At 49.0% G+C, this 17,767-nt stretch carries 18 protein-coding genes; 8 read left to right on the forward strand and 10 right to left on the reverse strand.

Annotated elements, in window-relative coordinates; all coding sequences use genetic code 11:
* Positions 1 to 91: 91 nt before the first annotated feature.
* The 6 genes from Kalk_RS01805 to htpG all read right to left on the reverse strand — a co-directional run bounded on the left by Kalk_RS01805 (position 92) and on the right by htpG (position 6,080).
* The gene (locus Kalk_RS01805) at positions 92 to 1,801 is read right to left on the reverse strand and encodes an AMP-binding protein (RefSeq protein ID WP_199767991.1); all 1,710 of its coding nucleotides are present in this window, start codon (positions 1,799 to 1,801) and stop codon (positions 92 to 94) included.
* 109 nt (positions 1,802 to 1,910) lie between these two features.
* On the reverse strand, positions 1,911 to 2,384 hold the full coding sequence (gene sixA, locus Kalk_RS01810) for a phosphohistidine phosphatase SixA (protein ID WP_158643260.1): 474 nt from the start codon (positions 2,382 to 2,384) through the stop codon (positions 1,911 to 1,913).
* Positions 2,381 to 2,662 (reverse strand): DUF4389 domain-containing protein, encoded by a 282-nt coding sequence (locus Kalk_RS01815; protein ID WP_101892580.1) that lies wholly within the window; start codon positions 2,660 to 2,662, stop codon positions 2,381 to 2,383. Before Kalk_RS01815 ends, sixA begins: the two co-directional genes overlap by 4 nt.
* Before the next feature lie 3 nt (positions 2,663 to 2,665).
* A complete protein-coding gene (locus Kalk_RS01820) occupies positions 2,666 to 3,718 on the reverse strand; it encodes an NAD(P)H-dependent glycerol-3-phosphate dehydrogenase (RefSeq protein ID WP_101892581.1) in 1,053 nt (350 codons plus the stop codon).
* 12 nt (positions 3,719 to 3,730) lie between these two features.
* The gene (locus Kalk_RS01825) at positions 3,731 to 4,054 is read right to left on the reverse strand and encodes a hypothetical protein (protein ID WP_101892582.1); all 324 of its coding nucleotides are present in this window, start codon (positions 4,052 to 4,054) and stop codon (positions 3,731 to 3,733) included.
* A 112-nt stretch (positions 4,055 to 4,166) separates the two neighbouring features.
* Positions 4,167 to 6,080 (reverse strand): molecular chaperone HtpG, encoded by a 1,914-nt coding sequence (gene htpG, locus Kalk_RS01830; RefSeq protein WP_101892583.1) that lies wholly within the window; start codon positions 6,078 to 6,080, stop codon positions 4,167 to 4,169.
* Positions 6,081 to 6,250: 170 nt separating this feature from the next.
* Between htpG and Kalk_RS01835 the strand changes: the two genes are divergently transcribed.
* Genes Kalk_RS01835 through Kalk_RS01845 form a run of 3 tightly spaced genes read left to right on the forward strand, consistent with a single transcriptional unit; the run spans position 6,251 to position 9,095 of the window.
* Positions 6,251 to 7,066 (forward strand): (Fe-S)-binding protein, encoded by an 816-nt coding sequence (locus tag Kalk_RS01835; RefSeq protein ID WP_158643261.1) that lies wholly within the window; start codon positions 6,251 to 6,253, stop codon positions 7,064 to 7,066.
* Positions 7,063 to 8,475 carry a lactate utilization protein B gene (locus Kalk_RS01840; protein WP_101892585.1) on the forward strand — a complete coding sequence of 471 codons (1,413 nt, stop codon included), beginning with the start codon at positions 7,063 to 7,065 and terminating at the stop codon, positions 8,473 to 8,475. Before Kalk_RS01835 ends, Kalk_RS01840 begins: the two co-directional genes overlap by 4 nt.
* Positions 8,472 to 9,095, forward strand: coding sequence for a LutC/YkgG family protein (locus Kalk_RS01845; protein ID WP_101892586.1), 624 nt, complete (start codon positions 8,472 to 8,474; stop codon positions 9,093 to 9,095). The genes Kalk_RS01840 and Kalk_RS01845 overlap by 4 nt, the downstream gene beginning before the upstream one ends.
* On the opposite strand, the gene Kalk_RS01850 is transcribed toward Kalk_RS01845, so the two are convergent.
* The 4 genes from Kalk_RS01850 to Kalk_RS01865 all read right to left on the reverse strand — a co-directional run bounded on the left by Kalk_RS01850 (position 9,085) and on the right by Kalk_RS01865 (position 12,136).
* Positions 9,085 to 10,377 (reverse strand): hypothetical protein, encoded by a 1,293-nt coding sequence (locus Kalk_RS01850; RefSeq protein WP_101892587.1) that lies wholly within the window; start codon positions 10,375 to 10,377, stop codon positions 9,085 to 9,087. The genes Kalk_RS01845 and Kalk_RS01850 overlap by 11 nt on opposite strands.
* A 117-nt stretch (positions 10,378 to 10,494) precedes the next feature.
* Positions 10,495 to 10,926, reverse strand: coding sequence for a PaaI family thioesterase (locus Kalk_RS01855; RefSeq protein ID WP_101892588.1), 432 nt, complete (start codon positions 10,924 to 10,926; stop codon positions 10,495 to 10,497).
* Positions 10,923 to 11,339 (reverse strand): PaaI family thioesterase, encoded by a 417-nt coding sequence (locus tag Kalk_RS01860; RefSeq protein WP_101896173.1) that lies wholly within the window; start codon positions 11,337 to 11,339, stop codon positions 10,923 to 10,925. The genes Kalk_RS01855 and Kalk_RS01860 overlap by 4 nt, the downstream gene beginning before the upstream one ends.
* A gap of 77 nt (positions 11,340 to 11,416) precedes the next feature.
* Complete coding sequence (locus Kalk_RS01865) at positions 11,417 to 12,136, reverse strand: DUF599 domain-containing protein (RefSeq protein WP_101896174.1); 720 nt, start codon at positions 12,134 to 12,136, stop codon at positions 11,417 to 11,419.
* 81 nt (positions 12,137 to 12,217) lie between these two features.
* On the opposite strand from Kalk_RS01865, the gene Kalk_RS01870 reads away from it, so the two are divergent.
* From Kalk_RS01870 to Kalk_RS01890, 5 genes are all read left to right on the forward strand, one after another.
* Positions 12,218 to 13,090 (forward strand): DMT family transporter, encoded by an 873-nt coding sequence (locus Kalk_RS01870; protein ID WP_233716787.1) that lies wholly within the window; start codon positions 12,218 to 12,220, stop codon positions 13,088 to 13,090.
* A gap of 62 nt (positions 13,091 to 13,152) precedes the next feature.
* A complete protein-coding gene (locus Kalk_RS01875) occupies positions 13,153 to 14,343 on the forward strand; it encodes an alanine racemase (protein WP_101892589.1) in 1,191 nt (396 codons plus the stop codon).
* Between the two features lie 24 nt (positions 14,344 to 14,367).
* A complete protein-coding gene (locus Kalk_RS01880; protein WP_101892590.1) occupies positions 14,368 to 15,798 on the forward strand; it encodes a GMC family oxidoreductase N-terminal domain-containing protein in 1,431 nt (476 codons plus the stop codon).
* A complete protein-coding gene (locus tag Kalk_RS01885) occupies positions 15,795 to 16,208 on the forward strand; it encodes a hypothetical protein (RefSeq protein ID WP_101892591.1) in 414 nt (137 codons plus the stop codon). The genes Kalk_RS01880 and Kalk_RS01885 overlap by 4 nt, the downstream gene beginning before the upstream one ends.
* Before the next feature lie 3 nt (positions 16,209 to 16,211).
* Entirely contained in the window at positions 16,212 to 17,756 is a 1,545-nt protein-coding gene (locus Kalk_RS01890) for an aldehyde dehydrogenase family protein (protein WP_101892592.1), read from the forward strand.
* The last annotated feature ends 11 nt before the right edge of the window (positions 17,757 to 17,767 follow it).

The raw sequence follows: 17,767 nt of genomic DNA on the forward strand, positions 1-17,767 counted from the left end.
CGTAACTATCACAACACCGAATACGACACCAAAAGCAACGAGGGGCGACACAGATAACTGAGCCGCCCCGGCACCGCTTTAGTCAGAAGGATCACTCCCACTGAACTTTATCTTTTGAATCGTACCAGTTCTCGATACGATCTTCATAACGCGATTCCAATACGTTACGTTTGATCTTGAGCGTTGGCGTCATGATGCCATTCTCAATGGACCACTCGCCATTTGCCACCACGATGGTTTTTAACTTCTCGTGTGGATCCAACTGGGCATTCACTCGATCATAGAGTTGCAGTAAATCCTGATGTATTTGCTCGCGGCTCGCCCCATTCTTCAGTGCTGCCAAATCTGCCTCCGCCAAAGCCACCAACGCAATGGGCTGCGGCATAGCATTGCCTACCACGCAGCATTGTTCAACGTGCGCATCGGCCAGTAATTTGGATTCAATAGGAAACGGGGCAACATACTTGCCTTTACTGGTTTTGAATATCTCTTTGATACGGCCTGTGATTTTCAAGCTACCATCGGGCTCGACAACCCCCACGTCACCAGTACGAAGAAATCCTTCTTCGTTCAATGATTCACGCGTTTTTTCAGGTTCTTTGTAGTATCCGACCATAGTGGTTGGCGAGCGCACCAGGATTTCACCACCATCCCCTATTTTTACTTCAACTGTAGGGTTAGCCTGCCCCACATACCCTACCCGGCCCATTCCCTGACGCGAACTATGGGAGTACCCCATGTTCTCGGTCATTCCGTAAACCTCAAGAATCTCAATGCCCAATTTCTTGTACCAGTCCAATAACGAACCTGATATGGGCGCTGCACCGCTAAAGGCAAGACGTGCGTCATCCAGGCCAATCGCCTCACGCAACTTTTTCTTGATAGCGCCCGAGACCAAAGGCACTTTCAACAAAAAATTCAGTTTACGCTCATCCATTTTGGCAAAAATACCCGCTTGGAACTTGGCCCAAATACGTGGTACGGCGAAAAAAATAGTCGGGCGGGCGCGCTGTAAGTCCGAAGCAAAGGTATCCAGTGATTCGGCGAAGAACACATGCATGCCTTGGTATAATTGCATCATCTCAACCACCATACGCTCCGCCACGTGTGACAAAGGCAAATACGAGAGCACACGATCATCAGAATCCGCCTCGTAAATATTGGCTGCCTGGCTGGCGCCTGACGCAATGCTGTTAAATGTATGCATCACCCCTTTTGGCATGCCGGTGGTTCCGGAGGTATAAATTATTGTGGCAAGCTCAGTATGGTTTCTGGATGGACTTTCCTGCATCGGCTCGGTGGATGCAACAATTTCGTCCCAAGTGGGAAATTCGTTGTCCGGGCTGAGAGGAAAACTAATACAAGACACATGCTCTGGCACACCCGCTGCCATGTCGGGCCAGTCATCGAGCTTACCAACGAACAGATACTTTGACTCGCTGTGTTCCATGATTTGACGGACGCTGTCCGCTGTCAGTGTTGGATACAGAGGCACCGAGACGCCGCCTGCCATCCAGATCGCAAGATCCGCCATTATCCAATGGGCACAGTTCTTGGAAATAAGTGCCACATTATCCCCTGGCTGCACACCAATCTTTTTTAGGTAGGCGGCCATAGAACGGATCTGCTGACCAGCCTCTTGCCAGGTTATATCTGAAATCACCCCATCGCCCAGGGGCTGGGTATAACAAATTTTCGTGGGGGTGTGCTTTTCCCAGTGATAGAAACGCTCCAGCGGCAGAGGTATGCCTGTGTTGATCTTGACGTCTCTGGCGGGCTTAACTTTGGCGGTAGCACTCATAGGTCATCTACTCTTTCTTATTTTCCAATTACGATTCAGGGGGGTACAAATAGGCTGTAATTGTTGACTATGAAGGAATGGAGCGTAAAACTCAACTTGTCAGAATGGCCTAAATAGAGGGGGTATTGTACCAATGCAGATCGGCAGCCCCTAATTCCCAAACATCGGCAGTTACACAAGCGATCGAAGCGGTCGCCATGGCCATCCCAACCTGCGTATGCCCCTGTGTTAATAAGCTAACCAACAGGCTAACAAACGGATTGTGACTGACTATCATGAGTGGGCCATCAGACATGTCCGATAACTTTGCGATGATTTCCCGTGGATTGTCATCCGGGGTAATGTTGGGAGTTGTCTGCACATCCGGCTTAAAACCGTTTTTTTCCAGACCCGATAGCACAATAGCGGCAGTCTGTTGAGCGCGCAAATAAGGGCTAACTAGCAGATTGACGGGTGGCTCGGCTATCAGATATTGAACCATCGATGCGGCTTCGGCTTTGCCCTGCTCCGAGAGAGGGCGCTCTGAGTCGGTGCGTGCTGAACTTTCGGCGTCGCCGTGACGCATAACGTATAACCGGGTCACCGCTTTTTATCATCCTGTGCAGGCCATTCGTTGAACGGATAAGGCTTCACATCGGATTTCATCGAAATATAATCAACAATCTGAGACATGTAGAGCCCAAAGCTTGCGCCAAAGCGCTTCAATTCATCCTGCGCTTGCCCGGAAAGCAGGCGTACGGCAACCTGAATCACACCCAGCCCGATCAACACATAGCCAGCCAAAACAAAAATCAAATAAAACAGGATCATATACAGCGCAGTTAGGAATAGAGGATCTTTTTCCTGTGGTGATTCATTCATGGATTAACCCCTTTTTAGGTTCGCCAGCTTGTCCGGACCGGGCAGCACGAATTCTACATCGCTGTTTTGCTCACCCAGCATTAGCTTTTTGATGACATCCTTCAGCTCTTTGCCTTCAAACAAAATATCATATAGCCCATGCACTAATGGCATATAAACTTCTAACTCTTCGGACTGTTTTTTTACAAGCCGAATGGTATTCACACCCTCAGCAGTGCCACCCAATGTGGCCAGAATATCTTCCAACTGCCTGCCTTGTGCTAATGCGTAACCTACCTGATAATTGCGGCTAAGGGGGGATGTACAGGTAACAAACAGATCCCCTACTCCAGCCAACCCCAGAAAGGTCATAGGGTTACCCCCCAAGCGGGCAGCAAAACGACTCATTTCTGCCAAGCTACGCGTGATGAGCATGCTCTTGGTGTTTTCACCCATACCCAAGGCGGCCGCCATGCCCGACGCAATAGCGTAAATGTTTTTCAGTGCGCCGCCCAGTTCCACCCCAAAGCGATCACTGTTTGCGTAGACACGAAAATAACCGCAAGAGAGGGTCTGCTGCACCGCCAGACGCACCTCTTCATGCTCACTGGCAATAACCGACCCTGTCAGAGTGCGCTCAGCAACCTCTTTTGCCAAATTTGGGCCGCTCAACACCCCAATATATTTGCAAGGCGTGTTTTCTTCCAGAATCTGACTCATTAGTTTGAAGCCATCCTCACCAATACCTTTTGTGGTACTGACCAGAATTTGATCCTCATTCAGCCATTGCGCAGCATCACGCACCACGCTCTGAAAGGCTTTACTGGGGATAGCAACAAACAATAGGTCGGCACTGACAACTGCGGTTTCAAGGCATGTTGTGGGTATTATTGAGGGGTTGAGCTTTTTACCCGGCAAATAGCGGGTGTTCTCGTGAATTGTAGCGATATCATGGACAGTGTCTTGATTACGCATCCACAGTCGCACTTGGTGTCCATTGTCGGCAAGAATGTTGGCGATCGACGTGCCGAAGCTGCCTCCGCCCAACACGGCAACCTTTTTAGCATCGGAGTTCATGCAAGCATCCAGTTAAGATAAAATCCAACGTTTCAAACCAAATTCAGAGTACAAAAATTCTTTGGTACCCGACGGGCCTGACAACTCCAGTTTGACTGGGCCTTCATTAGATTCAACAACCAAGGACATGCGCATGAACGGATTCATTACACGCTCCACCTGCATCAGTTGAGCTGCAGGTTGCACTGCCTGAGGCTCTCTGCCAAAGACCAGTGTGTAACCCTCATCCATTTCCTGAACCGATTTGATCAGATCCAGAACAACAGACAGCAGCGGCTCCCGCAGTTCCTCGGCAGCTTCTCTTGTAAGCGGGTAAGTTATTGAATAATCGACCACATTGCCTCCCCTTCTTTGCTAATTACTCAAAACATCATAACAGGGTTACGCAAAGATGGAACGGAGAGAAACAAGAAATAGCGCCGGTTATCCACCGGCGCCAGTTCATATTTTAGCCAAGTGTTTCCATCAACAATTTATTGATGCGCTTGACATACTCAGCAGGATCATCCAGCGCACGACCTTCAGACAACGCCGCCTGATCAAACACGATGGAGGCTAGATCTTCGAATCGATCTTCCTGTACTTCTCCATTCAAACGCTCCATCAAAGGATGACTTGGATTGATTTCCATTGTCGGTTTGCTATCAGGCATTTTCTGCCCGGCTGCTTCCATGATCTGACGCATCTGCGCCCCCATGTCATAAGCACCCGCCACCAAACAGGCCGGGGAATCCGTCAGTCGATGTGAAACTTTGACCTCCGACACCTTTTGCTCCAGCGCCGCTTTCAAACGCTTGACCAGATCTTCAGAAGTCTTTTCAACCTCCTCCTGCTGCTTTTTATCTTCTTCCGTCTCTATTTCACCAAGATCCAAATCGCCTTTGGTTACGTTGATAAAATGTTTGCCTTTGAAGTCAAACAGGTAGCCCATCATCCATTCGTCGATACGATCATGCATCAACAGGACTTCGATTCCTTTTTTACGGAAGATTTCCAGATGCGGGCTGTTGGCTGCAGCGGTGTAGTTTTCGGCCGTGATATAGTAGATCTTGTCCTGGCCTTCTTTCATTCGCTCGATGTAATCATCCAGGGAAACCACCTGTTCGGAGGTACCCGTATGAGTACTGGCAAAGCGGAACAGCCCAGCGATTTTTTCCTTATTGCCATGATCTTCAGCAGGGCCTTCTTTCAACACTTGACCAAACTGCTTCCAGAACACTTTAAAATCTTCAGGCTCCAGCTTACTGATCATGTCCAGGGAACGTTTCGTCAATGCGTTTCTGATGTTTTCAACCGTGCGGTTCGACTGCAGAATTTCGCGGGAAACGTTCAACGGTAAATCGTTGGAATCCAACACGCCTTTCATAAAGCGCAGATACATAGGCATAAACTGGTCGGCGTCATCCATGATGAACACGCGTTGAACATACAGTTTCAAACCGCGGGATGCTTCGCGCTGATACAAATCGAAAGGCGCTTTCTTTGGCACATAAAGCAAAGAGGTATACTCCTGCTTACCTTCTACCCTGTTATGAGTCCAGGCAATTGGATCTTCAAAATCATGGGAGATGTGCTTGTAGAATTCCTTGTACTCATCGTCACTGACTTCTGAGCGGGATCGCGTCCACAGCGCGGTGGCTTTGTTCACCACTTCGAACTCTGGTGCTGCGTCTTCTTTCTTTTCTTCCTGCTCATCATCAGCAGATGGAGCTTCTTCCTTCAGCATTTCGATGGGCAGTGAAATATGATCGGAATACTTGGTGATGATGCTGCGCAGCTTCCAGCTACTGGCGAATTCTTCCTCACCCTCACGCAGATGCAGTACGATGGTGGTGCCGCGCTTGGGCCGGTCAACCGCCTCAACACTAAACTCGCCCTCACCTTCGGAAATCCAGTGCACGCCGTTTTCAGCAGGCTCACCCGCCTTACGGGAGAATACTTCCACTTTATCGGCTACAACAAAGGCAGAATAGAAGCCCACACCAAACTGGCCGATCAGTTGGGAATCTTTCTTCTGATCGCCGGTTAAATTCTTGAGGAAATCACTGGTACCGGATTTAGCGATGGTACCGAGATGACTGATCACGTCTTCACGATTCATGCCGATGCCATTATCAGACAACGAAATAGTTTTGTTGTCGGCATCGAATTCCAAACGGATCTTCAGCTCTCCATCGCCTTCCATAATATCGGGATGAGAAAGGCTCAGAAAACGGAGTTTGTCAGCAGCATCAGAAGCATTGGAAATCAACTCACGCAGGAAGATCTCCTTGTTGCTGTACAAAGAATGGATCATTAGATGCAACAGCTGCTTAACTTCGGCCTGGAAGCCAAGGGTTTCTTTATTGGCATCGACAGTCATGGTGATAACACGCTCCTCACGTCAACAGATTGATGAAGTAACTTTACGCAACTTCAATGATGTTCGAATTAAAATACACAGCCTAGATGGGGACATGGGCTTCAATATCAAGCCCTCACATTGAATTTTTTTGCTATGATCCTGGAGGATACCTTCACAAAAACAACAACATGCCTAATTATTCTGATACAGAGCCCAAACCAAATAAGGTAATCAAGCAGCTCGCCACGCCCCTCGTTAAGGCTAAAGTGGCACTGTATGTCAGCTGCCTGGTGAACAGTCTGCGCCCTAATGTGGGCTTCGACTGCATCAAGCTCCTTGAATCATTAGATTTAGAGGTCTTTATTCCTCCAGACCAGACCTGCTGCGGACAACCGGCCTACAACGGAGGGCACCGGGCACAAGCCATAGCCGTTGCCAAACATCAAATCGCTGCGCTTTCGAACTATGACTACCTTGTTGTGCCCTCTGGCTCCTGCGCGGGGATGTTTATCAACCACTACCCTCGCTTGTTGGCTGACGACCCCGTTTGGTTAAAAAAAGCCCAAGCGTTGGCCGGTAAGACAAAGGAGCTTTGCCAGTTCCTGATAGAACAAAACTGGCAAGCGACTTCAACGCCCAGCAATCATCATATGACGCTGGCATACCACACCAGTTGCTCGTGCCGCCGAGAAACACAGAGCCATCAGCACGGTGAGGCGCTTCTTAAGCAGGCAGGGTTTACTCTATCTGCAATGCAGGATCAGGAGGTGTGCTGTGGCTTTGGCGGTAGCTTTGCGGCCAAGTTTGACTCGCTATCCGGTCGTATGGGAGACAATAAGCTTAAATGTGCTGAAGATTCAGGGGCCTCTGCCCTTGTGTCGGCTGATCTGGGGTGTTTGTTGCATTTGGATACTCTGAAGAATAACGCAACAACCAATATGAAGTTCTTTCATATCGCAGAACTGTTGGCCGACGCCTGTAATGATCGAGGTCGAAGGGAATGACCGCATGCTCTGCAAATCGCTTTAAGCGCAATGCTGAAAGTGCATTGTCCGACGCGCAACTGCAAAGCGCCCTGAGTCATGCACAAAATGGTTTTGTGTCAAAGCGTGCCCAGGCCATCGAAATGGTGGACGATTTTGAACAACTGAAGCATCAGGCGCAGGCGGCTAAACGCTACGCGTTAAACAATATTCACGATCTGCTGCTGGCATTTGAGCGCAACGTCGAAACCAGTGGCGGCCATGTTCATTGGGCCTCAACGGCGCAAGAGCTGAACCAAACGGTCATAAATCTATGCCGCAAAGCGGATGCCCGAAATATTATCAAGGGCAAATCCATGATCGGTGAAGAAACCGGCCTGAATAGCGCCCTGGAGCAACAAGGATTTGATCTGATAGAAAGCGACTTGGGGGAATACATTATTCAACTGGCCCAAGAGCCACCCAGTCACATTATCGCACCAGCAATCCATAAAACGCGCAGCCAAGTAGCAGATCTCTTTAAGCAGCATCACGATCTGCCAAATAGGGACTTGAGCGCTATATCTGAATTGGTAAATGAGGCAAGGCAGATATTGCGCCAACGCTTTCTGTCTGCCGATGTGGGTATCACCGGTGCTAATTTACTGGTGGCAGAAAACGGATCTGTGGCCATCGTAACTAATGAAGGCAACGGCGATTTAAGTGCAACACTGCCCCGCACTCACATCGTGATTGCCAGCATCGAGAAGGTTGTCGCCTCCATGGAAGACGCCTCCCACATTCTGGAAGTATTGGCTCGCAGCGCAACAGGCCAACACATGAGCGCTTACACCACGTTTTTCAACGGCACCAAGCGCGATGGCGATACCGATGGCCCTGAAGAGTTCCACGTTGTGTTGCTGGATAATGGTCGCACCGAGTTGCTCGGTGGCCCTTTTGAGGCAATGCTCAATTGCATAAAGTGTGGTTCATGCCTCAACCATTGCCCGGTTTACAGCAACGTCGGCGGCCACGCTTACGGCTGGGTTTATCCCGGCCCGATGGGGTCAGTCCTGACACCGCTGCTAATGGGCCTTGACCAATCAACGCCTCTTCCCAATGCATCAACCTTTTGTGGCCGCTGCGAGGAAGTATGCCCCATGGGTATACCCCTTCCCCAACTCTTGAGGCAATTAAGGGAGCAGCAACATACCGAACAGCTGGAGCCTGCATCCTGGCGCTGGGGATTAAGCATATACGGCTGGCTATCAACCCATCCGCGAACGTTTCAGGTTGCACTGAGTTGGCTACATCGAGTGCTGAAGCATGCACCGAGATGGCTTGAACGGTGGAGCAAACATAGGCGAATCATTCGCCCTACAGGCAGCAACACCTTTATATCTCAGTGGAATAGACACGAAAATAAACGTAAAGAGAATACCCATCGGTGAGTACTGAAGATCCACGTACAGCCATCCTGGCTCTGTTAAATCACAGGCAGGATCAAGCGGCCACACAGACGCGACAAGATAACTCCGCAGTCAATTTCGGTGATAATGGTATATTTTTAACTGCCGCCACCCGCAACGGAGCAGCTGTACTAAAGGCCGAAAACATCGATAGAGCGATGGCGCTTATCAGGGAGTTGAGCGTTGAAAACAATTGGCTACAACCTCCGGTTTTCGCTCCTTCCATCGAAGATGCCTCAAGCAAATCTTCGTTGTGGCCAACGCTGGGGCTGGACTGCGCAGCAGAAGGCTGTGTCGGCGTGAGCGTAGCGTATTGCGCCATTGCGGATACTGGAACCCTGGTATTAAACTCGTCTACAAACAGCCCCGCCAGTTTGAACTTTTTACCTGAACACCACGTAGTGCTCTTAACGCAAGGCAGAACCGTTATGGGAAAACAAGATGTTTGGCAATTGATGAAACAGGAAAGGATTGAAACGCCGCGGGCAATCAACCTAATCAGCGGCCCCTCTCGAACCGCCGATATTGAGCAAACCATTCAATTGGGCGCACACGGCCCACGCACGCTGACGATCATTCTGATTGATAAAACTAGTCTTTGAGCCGAACTTCTTTAACTTCTCGACGCCTCACCATCATCGCGACTTCCCCACCACCCAAATAGGTCACCAAAGAGACATTATAGCGGTCCACTGAATCTAAAAGGCCCTCTCGAGTCTTGCCATCGCGGGTCACAATAGTCACATTTAGCCCCACTAGCTCATCAACCTCATCTGCCGAGAAAGTACGGGTTTGCACCAACACAGGCTTGGATGATATGGCAGCCGGTGGTTGTTCCTGAATGGTCTGTAACGCACTAATCAAATCCCGCACTGGTGATCGCTCCACCACCCAGCCTTGATCATTTTTAAACAGCTCAATCGCAATATTATGGGTGCTACCATCCACCATAGAAATCCGCACGTTGGTGTGGCCGGTTGAGTTTTCAAGATTGGTTTGGAAAAAGGTGCCGTTAAAATCCACGACCTCATCTAAAGATGATCCCAAATTATTCACAAGATACTGCTCGGTAATATATTCAATTGTGTCGTTAGAGTCGTATGAACGCTTAACTTCATCGAATTCCCACATCAAATCCTTGTCGGTCGCCGAGAACATGCCCGCCAGATAACTCTTCCTGCCATCGGGCAGCTTCAATTTCACCTGCCCTTCGTAACGACCGGTACCAATCCGGTCCACGATCAACTCCAACCAATAGCCGCGATCATAAGATTCAACCACCGGAACCGCTGAATTGTTTTGGAAAGTCATGACATGAACCACTGGGACAACCTGGGAATCTGGAGTGACATCCATGCCTAAACCACCGGCTTGCTCAATATCGTAATGACTTAGATCGATCACCAACTCCACAGGCTCCTGCGTTTCAAGCTGTTTGAAACGCAACACGCCATTGCTCAACACCACTTGTTGAAATTGAAGATCTTTGCCCGAATAACGCCCATAGCTGTACCGGGCATCTGCATCAACTCGCTTAATGTCATAATCCGAAGCGAATACGGGGGCAGAAAACTCCAGCGGAGACTGGCCAAACGCTGGAGCCACCCAATCACGCACCGGAGCCAAGGCATGCCCATCAAAAATAAAAGGATTGGCCCTGATGTATAGAGCACTGAACAGAACAAACGCAGCCAAACTCACTAAGTGCGCAACCCCTTGAACGCGATAGTCTCGCCAATTAAACCCATAGAACGTGAGCCAGGCTGGAGGAAACAGCAAGCACAAAAACCCCCATCCGAGGGATTTTGTAAAGGCCAGATGCAGGCAATTTAATGTCAGCCCTGCAAACAAAAACAGAGCAATGACGAGCAGTAAGGTCTCCATAATGCTTTTCTACACTGTTCCCTTTGGCTATCGATTTATTGGTAATCGATTCATTATTGGTGGCCCAAGCCCTGTGGCGCTGCGCCTTTGTGTCATAGGTTATACATTAACCAACTGTCACGATAGTAGCAAGTGGGTACGCGCTGTGGCCACCGGCTCATCCTTTTTGGCCTGCCATACGGTGACCGATACATTGGCGATGCGCCGCCCCATGCGCAGGACTTTACACTCGGCGAAGCTATCGCGAAACAATCCAGCACTTAGATAATCAATAGATAAATCAATCACTTTTGGAAAGGTTGGTTTCTCCATCAGCATAAGCAGATGTAACTGAGCAGCTTGCTCTATAAAGCCGCCCAACACACCGCCATGTATCGCAGGCAGAGTAGGATTACCGATATTGGATGGGTTGGCCGGTAGAGTAAATATCACCTCGTCGCCTGCTTTTATACAGCCCATACCGATAGTACGTGCGTAAGGTATGGCGTTGACCAGAGTTTCATAATCATTGCTTTCACGACATTGCTGAACGATGGATTCAATGCTCATTGGGCAGCCCCCTCATCCTTTTTGTTAGATTTCCAGGGCACCTTGCTCAAGCCCATTCGCATGAAGTTAGCAACACAGTGCGCGATAGGGTCTTCACGGTTGGTCTGATAGGCGACGCCGCGGGCAAACACCACACTACGGGTTTTACGATAGGCCTCGACATAGGCATATACATCCTTTCCCGGCTCTGCTGGCTTCATATAATCGATGCGTAAATCAATGGTGGGCGTAATGTCAAAATCAGGGGCGATAGCCTGAGCCACGGCCAACCCGCATGACTGATCCATAAGGCTGGTAATGGCTCCTCCGTGGATAACACCCGTGTCCGGGTTGCCCACAATTTTATCGGAATAAGGCAGCCGTACTATCAGCCCTTCTGACGTAATCTCTTCAAGTGTCATGCCCAGTTCCATGCTGTGCTTTACACCTTTTAGAAACAGATTCAGACCTTTCTCCAGGTTGAACGGTCTCTTCGGCTTGTTTTCTTCGCTCACAGACTCTCTCCACCAACTATGGCTTTGTTCGTGTTTAACAACGCTTTCAACGCTTTGGAGTGGAACTCCCTGCGGTACAATACACCAACCACCCAGGCGGTAGTAACCATGAAAATCCAAGGGTTGATAAACCATAACAGAAACGCCAAGCCAAAATAGTAAGATCGCAACCCCAGGTTGAATGCATAGGCTGCCCGCGACACCACGCGCGCGGCACTTTTGGCAAATGCTGCTTTATCCACAACATCCACTTTAGATGCCCCGGGAGCCATACCAATTACCACCGAGGCAAACCCATATTGACGCAGCGCCCAACTGAATTTAAAGAATGCATATACGAATATCGCCATCAATAGAAACAGTTTCAGCTCCCACGCCACTTTTGAAGCCTTATAGGTGAATGGCAATGCCTCGGACAGCGACATCACTCGATCAGTAGCACCCAATACCGTCAGAATACCTGCCAGTATGATGAGTGTAGAGGATGCGAAGAAAGAAACGTTACGCTCCAGATTAGCCAACAAAGAGGCATCAGCCACTCGATTCTCACGATCCAGCATTTCGCGCATCCAACCGCAGCGTTGAATATGCAGCACACTGGACAGGCAGTTTTTGCGGGATGCTGTGCGTTCAGAGTATTGGGTATAACCAATCCAGCACAGCAGAAACCAGGCAAACGCCAGAGAGTCTACTAAAGTCAGATCGAATAGAATGATGGTATGCAAGGAAGTTTGCCCGCTTGATTAAATTATTTGCAATAATAGCAAATGTTTAGATCAGTTTAAGCAAGGATTACCGTGTCAGGCCGCCAGACCAACCTTCGTACCGCTACACTGTTCGCTATCCTGACATCTTTGGTGGCCACCATGGCTGCCGCCGCCACCAAATACCTTACTGGGTACATGGATGCCAGCTTAGTGGTCTGCACCCAGTACTTAATTTGCCTGGTAACACTGCTGCCGTGGGTTAGCCGCACCGGCCTAAAAGGCCTGGCCACCGAGTTTCCAAAAGCACACCTTATTCGCGGCGTGGCAGGCTGGGCTTGTTTTTACACGTTCTATGTGGCGATCGGCAAGATACCCCTGGTAGACGCATCGCTGCTGCGCAACACAGCTCCCATCTGTGTCCCTTTTTTTACGTTCTTTTTATTCGGTAACCGCATCGGGCTACAAGGGGCAATCGGCATATTAGTGGGGTTTGCTGGGGTTCTTTTTATACTCAAACCTGAAGGTCAAAACATCAGCATGTGGCACGGAGTGGGGTTCTTGTCCGGGGTCACATTAGCCATATCTATGATCTACACTCGGGAGCTGGCCGCATCGGAGCCCTCCAATAGAATTCTGTTCTACTACTTTCTTATTTCGCTGGTGCTCAGCACGCCACTAGCCCTTGCCAACTATACCCCCATCCCAATAAAAGCTGTGCCTGCCCTGCTGTTCGTTGGTGTCTCCATATTTATCACCATGAAGCTCTACAACCACGCGTATACTCACGCACCCGCCAACGCCATCGCTCCCCTAACCTATTTTGGAGTTGTGTTCGCCGGACTGCTCGGCTGGATATTTTGGGATCACACACCTGATTCGAAGTCTCTGATGGGAATGGCATTGGTAATCTGTGGGGGTATAGTGGCCATTTTGGCAAAACAGGCAGAAGCCTCACAGAAATAGTGCTTTCTTCTATAAATCATTATGGTACCATCGTTCCATAACAACTATAAAGAACGAAACCAATGAGCCTATATCAGCAGTATTCCAATGCGTTAAACGGCATCACCAAGCCGTTAGCCTGGGTTGACATGGATCGTCTGGACCAAAACATTAAGACCAACCTTAAGCGAGCAAAGAATCGTTCAATCAGGATTGCTTCTAAATCCGTTCGCTGTGTGCACCTTCTGCGCTACATCCTCAACAGCAGTGAGCAATTCAACGGCATCATGTGCTACCACCCTAAAGAAGCGGCCTGGTTGGCAGAGGAAGGTTTTGACGATCTTCTGATTGCCTATCCAAGCCTCTGCGCTGAGAGCATTGTGTCGGCACTTACAGCCACCACAAAGCCCGCCAAAATATACTTTATGGTAGATAAGCTCGAACATGTGACCCTGCTCAACACCCTGGCCGGTGAACGGGGCGTAATCGCCAATGTATGCATTGACCTGGATATGTCGGTGCCCTTCCCTATGCTGAACTTTGGTGTGCACCGCTCCTGTATAAAAACCCCTAATGATGCGCTTAAGCTTTATCATAAAATTGCCGACCTAAAAAACATAAATCTGTGTGGGCTGATGGGCTATGAAGCACAGATCGCAGGCTTAGGTGACAATATCCCAGGTAAACTCATACAAAATCATATCGTACGGTATTTAAAAAAACGCTCATTACCCATTATTGAGGAACGCCGCACCGAAACCATATGGGCTTTGATCAACGCCGGTGCCAATATCACCTTGGTTAACGGCGGTGGAACCGGCAGCGTTGAATCAACTATCGAAGAACCATTGGTGAATGAAGTGACCATTGGTAGTGGTTTCTATTGTTCCCACCTTTTTGACTTTTACACTAATTTTCAACTGCAACCTGCTGCTGGATTTGTTACTACCGTGGCAAGGCAACCCGCCTCTAAAATCGTCACCTGTAATGGTGGAGGTTATGTTGCATCGGGTAATGCCGAAAGGATCAAAATGCCCAGCCCCTATCTGCCTGTCGGTCTAAAGTTGGATAGCAACGAAGGCACTGGTGAAGTTCAGACACCGCTGCATACCGGCCAAACCAAGCAACCACTGAAACTGGGGGATCCGGTATTTTTCAGGCACGCCAAAGCGGGCGAGCTGTGTGAGCATTTCAACACCATGCATTTAATTCGCGCGGGCAAAGTTATTGATGAGGTCAATACTTACCGAGGTAATGGCTGGGTATTCATGTGAATCCACGCCAGCAAAGGAACAACTATGAACAAAATACATGATTTTATCATCATCGGCTCAGGCGCATCTGGCTCTGTAATCGCCCATGAACTGACTCGTGCGGGCGCTGACGTATTGATGCTGGAAGCAGGCAAACGTTTTAGCGCTGCCAGCTTTCCTGATAATGAGCTCGATGCTAACGCAAACCTGATGTGGAACGGAGGAATGGATGCCAGCGCCGATGCATCCACCCTGTTTATTCGAGGTAAGGTTGTCGGTGGTGGCACTGTTATCAATCAGTGTTTATTAGATCGATTTGATGATGATGCGTTGGATAGCTGGCAGACCCAATCAGGTATTAAGTTTTTCAACAGTAAAATCATGGCCAAACATTACGATGCTGTTGAATCCAATCTAACTCTGCACAGCATGGAACAGAAAGATTGGAACAAGAACGCTGAACTTTACGTAAAAGGCTTTGAGAATAAAGGCTTTGAATGGGCCCCATTACGTAGAGGGCAGAGTAACTGCGGTGAAGGTAATGATTGCATGCAGTGTCTTGGCGGGTGTCCTCGACGCTCAAAGCAAAGTATGCTTGAAACCTTTCTGCCAAAAGCGGAGCAGGCAGGGCTCACTATTCAATCGGAATTTCTGGCAAGAGAAGTCATTCATGGCCCTTCTTTTGTAGCGGTTTCCGGCTATCAAGGCAACAAAGCAACCACTTTCTATAGCCGAAAAGTGATATTGGCCAGTGGTGCCTTGGGTACCACCGAGTTGCTGTTACGATCACAGCTCCAAGATAAACTGCCAGCCTTGGGCAAAGGCTTTCATTGCCATCCTCAATGGATGACGGTGGCACTTTTTAATGATGTCATAGATTCGCATAAAGGGGCGTTCCAAACCGTTAAGTCCTCAGATGCTCGTTTTCGCAAAGCCGGGTTTAAATTAGAGAATGTGTTTGCCGGCCCCATCGCCATCGGCTTGTTAAAGCCAGGATACGGATTCGATCATCAACGCTTTATGGCCCAGTACCGCAATATGAGCTGTATTGAAGTAGCTGTGCGAGATCAAGACCCGGGCACGATGACATTAGACAATCGTGATCGCCTTGTAATCAACAAACCGCTATCAGATGCAGACCGACAACGAGCCAGTAATGGTAATGCGCTGGTGCAGGATATATTTGAAGATCTTGGCGCTAAAGAAGTGATGACTTCACCGCTACAGATCGGTTTGCATTTAATGGGGGGCTGCGCAATCGGCACCAATCCAAATCATTGCGTGGTTAACGAAAGCTTTCAGGTACAGGATCACCCCAATCTCTATATAGCTGACTCTTCAATATTTCCTAATGCCCCAGGCATCAACCCTTCCCTGTCAGTCATGGCACTTTCCCATCGAGCAAGCCAATCCATATTAGCTGACTGCGGTATCAATCGGGCCAACGCAAGCCTACAGGAGCAAGCCACGTCATGAGCGATCATATCTCTAAGCTGTTCACTCAAAATCAGCTGCACGGGCTGAGAAAGATTGGTGACATCATGCTACCAGGGGGCAACGGCTTTCCCTCGTTCTCCGAATGTGGATGCATTGCAGCGGTAGACACTGCGATGAGCAGCGCCCATAAGGATGATATTCGAGACTTTGGCTATCTACTCCTTGCTTGCCACTATGCACCAACATCCATTGTTAAATTGATCATCAATATGGCAGACAATGCAGAACGCTTTCCAAGCTATATTGCCCCACTAATGAGAAAGTTGAATATAGGTATAAAAGGCGTCGTCATCAGCCTTTATTATTCTGGCAAACAGGGTTTTAGTAAGAGCGCCAACCCGCTGGATGTGATTGATTTCAACCTGACATGCAACACATCGGATCTTTAAGATATGAACCAAACCAATACAACCCAGCAACAACCCGATCAAACGTTCGCCCTTGTGGATGACATATCCGAATCACAAGCTGCAGATATTTTTGTGCAAGCCAGGCTCGCCAAACAACGATTGGACAAGCTCACACTCGATGTGCGCCTCGACAGTGTTCGAAAACTTATAGATTATATTGTTCAGAATCGGGATGAAATCATTGATGTACTGTGCAGGGAAACACGCAAATCCCGTACTGACGCGCTGGTTTCAGAAGTGTTGGGTGTGCTGGATAATTTTGAGTGGCTTCTGCACAATGCAAAATCTGTCTTAAAAGATAAGAAAGTATCTACACCTATCACCCTGCTGGGCAAAAAATCCAGAATTATCCACGCCCCGCTGGGCACAGTGTTGGTTATCGCCCCTTGGAATTATCCGCTGCATATCGGATTAACCTCCATTCTCGCAGCCTACGTTTGCGGTAACGCAGTTGTATTCAAGCCTTCCGAACTGACCCCCATGCAAGGGCTGTTTGAAAAGCTGTTCAGTATCGATCCAATACTGCAGCAAAGCATTCAGGTTGTGTATGGCACCGGTGTTACTGCCCAACGCCTCATAGACCAAAAGCCAGCGAAAGTGTTCTTCACCGGTAGCGCGCGTACTGGGCGTAAAATATTAAGCCAGTGTGCTAACGCATTGATTGCGGTTGACCTTGAGCTGGGTGGAAAGGATCAGGCCATCGTCTTTGAGGATGTAAATCTACGCAGAGCCGTGAAAGGCGTTATTTGGGGAGCGCTGACCAACGCAGGCCAATCCTGCAGCTCAGTGGAAAGGGTTTATGTACAACAACGGATCTACGATGAATTCGTTGAAATGGCTCAACAGGAAATCGACAGGCTGGTCATCAACAGCGGCGATGCCGGTAACGCAGATATCGGCGGCATGACCGCTGACTTCCAACTGGATATCGTACATGCCCAGGTTCAGGATGCCCGCGCCAAAGGTGCGCATATCCTGACAGGGGGTTCACCATTGGATGAAAATGAACTGTTCTACTTGCCAACATTGATAACGAATGTAGACAGCAGCATGTCGGTGACAAAGGAAGAAACCTTTGGGCCACTCATCCCGATAATGCCGTTTAGCACCGAAGAAGAAGTTATCCGGCTCTCCAATGACACTGAATTTGGACTCAGCGCCAGTGTTTGGAGTGCCGACTTAAAGCGCGCCAATAGAGTGGCACGCATGCTGGAATGTGGTGCGGTGTCCATTAACAATGTCATGCTGACCGAGGGTAATCCAGGTTTACCCTTCGGTGGCACCAAAAACAGCGGCTACGGTCGGCAAAAAGGCGTCGAAGGCCTGCTAGGCTACACCTGCTCCAAATCCATCCTGATTGATACAAATAGCAGCAAAATCGAACCAAATTGGTATCCATACACAAGATCCAAATATGTGCTTTTTGATCGGCTGATTGCCGCCCAGTTCACTAAGAGCCCTTGGAAACTGGTTAAAGCAGCTCTTATTGGTATGAAGCTTGAGGGGCTGGCCAGCAAAGACAGGTAGCCCCAAAATGG

Source organism: Ketobacter alkanivorans, from assembly GCF_002863865.1.
GTDB classification, from domain to species: Bacteria; Pseudomonadota; Gammaproteobacteria; order Pseudomonadales; family Ketobacteraceae; genus Ketobacter; species Ketobacter alkanivorans.

Excerpts from the sequence above, each read along its gene's own strand:
- Kalk_RS01805 (WP_199767991.1), bottom strand. The coding sequence starts at position 1,801 with ATGAGTGCTACCGCCAAAGTTAAGCCCGCCAGAGACGTCAAGATCAAC.
- Kalk_RS01815 (WP_101892580.1), bottom strand. The coding sequence starts at position 2,662 with ATGAATGAATCACCACAGGAAAAAGATCCTCTATTCCTAACTGCGCTG.
- Kalk_RS01820 (WP_101892581.1), bottom strand. The coding sequence starts at position 3,718 with ATGAACTCCGATGCTAAAAAGGTTGCCGTGTTGGGCGGAGGCAGCTTC.
- htpG (WP_101892583.1), bottom strand. The coding sequence starts at position 6,080 with ATGACTGTCGATGCCAATAAAGAAACCCTTGGCTTCCAGGCCGAAGTT.
- Kalk_RS01835 (WP_158643261.1), top strand. The coding sequence starts at position 6,251 with ATGCCTAATTATTCTGATACAGAGCCCAAACCAAATAAGGTAATCAAG.
- Kalk_RS01840 (WP_101892585.1), top strand. The coding sequence starts at position 7,063 with ATGACCGCATGCTCTGCAAATCGCTTTAAGCGCAATGCTGAAAGTGCA.
- Kalk_RS01850 (WP_101892587.1), bottom strand. The coding sequence starts at position 10,377 with ATGGAGACCTTACTGCTCGTCATTGCTCTGTTTTTGTTTGCAGGGCTG.
- Kalk_RS01855 (WP_101892588.1), bottom strand. The coding sequence starts at position 10,926 with ATGAGCATTGAATCCATCGTTCAGCAATGTCGTGAAAGCAATGATTAT.
- Kalk_RS01860 (WP_101896173.1), bottom strand. The coding sequence starts at position 11,339 with ATGGAACTGGGCATGACACTTGAAGAGATTACGTCAGAAGGGCTGATA.
- Kalk_RS01875 (WP_101892589.1), top strand. The coding sequence starts at position 13,153 with ATGAGCCTATATCAGCAGTATTCCAATGCGTTAAACGGCATCACCAAG.
- Kalk_RS01880 (WP_101892590.1), top strand. The coding sequence starts at position 14,368 with ATGAACAAAATACATGATTTTATCATCATCGGCTCAGGCGCATCTGGC.
- Kalk_RS01885 (WP_101892591.1), top strand. The coding sequence starts at position 15,795 with ATGAGCGATCATATCTCTAAGCTGTTCACTCAAAATCAGCTGCACGGG.
- Kalk_RS01890 (WP_101892592.1), top strand. The coding sequence starts at position 16,212 with ATGAACCAAACCAATACAACCCAGCAACAACCCGATCAAACGTTCGCC.